The following is a 1,133-nucleotide window of genomic DNA, read 5'->3' as shown; positions in this document are numbered from 1 at the left end:
CACTATCGTCTATATCGACAACTTCGATAGGGTGACAATGCTTATGGTTTACTTGCTCTTTGTGATACCATTTGCCTTTCTGTTCATTAGATCTCTTTCCAGTGACCGAGGAAGATTCCACGAATTTTCCACGCTTTCAGGAGTATATTCTTACTGGAGGTGACCGCATGAAATCATTCTTGATTATCGTAATTGCCGCTGTTAGCAGCTTTTGCTTTGCAGCGGAGAATTACACTTTGCATTCGGATATTCCATACAGATCTCAGGACAACAGTCTGCTGAACAGCCTGGACATCTATGTACCGAAAGGATCCGGGATTGAAACCTCTTCTTTCCCGGTAATGATAATGATTCACGGAGGTGGCTGGAGAAGAGGGGATAAGGCAAACAGGGATGTCACCCTACACAAGGTTCCCTATTTCATCTCGAATAACTGGATATTCGTGAGCGTAAATTACAGGCTATCACCAGAAGTGAAACACCCGGTACACGTTCAAGATGTGGCCGCCGCTGTTGCGTGGGTGAAAGAGAATATTCCTTCTTATGGAGGAGACGCAGATAGAATATTCATTATGGGTCATTCTGCCGGAGCGCACCTTGCCGCACTCGTTTCGACTGATGAGAGATACCTTGAGGAATGCGGGGTCGGTCTTGAAGCAATCAGTGGGGTTATTCTCCTTGATGGAGCGGGTTATGACATACGAGCTAGTCTTGAAGATTATAACGAGGGAATCGCAGTTGATTTGATGTATATCAATGCTTTTGGTCGCGAAGAAGAGGTGTGGTATGACGCGTCCCCGATAAACCATGTCTCTTCAGGAAAATCGATACCTCCGTTCCTGATAGTATATGCCGGCAGACGTATCAAGTCTGAAGAGATCTCCAGAGACTTTGCTCTGGAACTACAGCTCTCCGGAATACCCGTCTGGTTATACCACGCTATAGACAAAAATCACGCCGGTGTAAACACAGATCTGGGACTGCCAGAAGATGGTCTTACTTCAGCGGTAACGGATTTTCTGAATCGATTACTCGATGAGCAGTACAGTCAGATAAGTTCCGAGGCCAAAAAAGACGAGACGTAAGAGGCCAGAGGTAAGAAGACCAATTAGATCTTGCCTTTCTTACCTCTA

General features: G+C 45.7%; 1 protein-coding gene. It reads left to right on the top strand.

The features are described from left to right. The first annotated feature begins 167 nt into the window (after positions 1-167). Positions 168-1,085 carry an alpha/beta hydrolase gene (locus tag RJ60_RS15355; protein WP_099830865.1) on the top strand — a complete coding sequence of 306 codons (918 nt, stop codon included), beginning with the start codon at positions 168-170 and terminating at the stop codon, positions 1,083-1,085. The last annotated feature ends 48 nt before the right edge of the window (positions 1,086-1,133 follow it).

This window comes from Mesotoga sp. B105.6.4 (assembly GCF_002896535.1).
GTDB lineage: Bacteria > Thermotogota > Thermotogae > Petrotogales > Kosmotogaceae > Mesotoga.
This window is presented reverse-complemented; position numbering and strand designations above follow the sequence as displayed.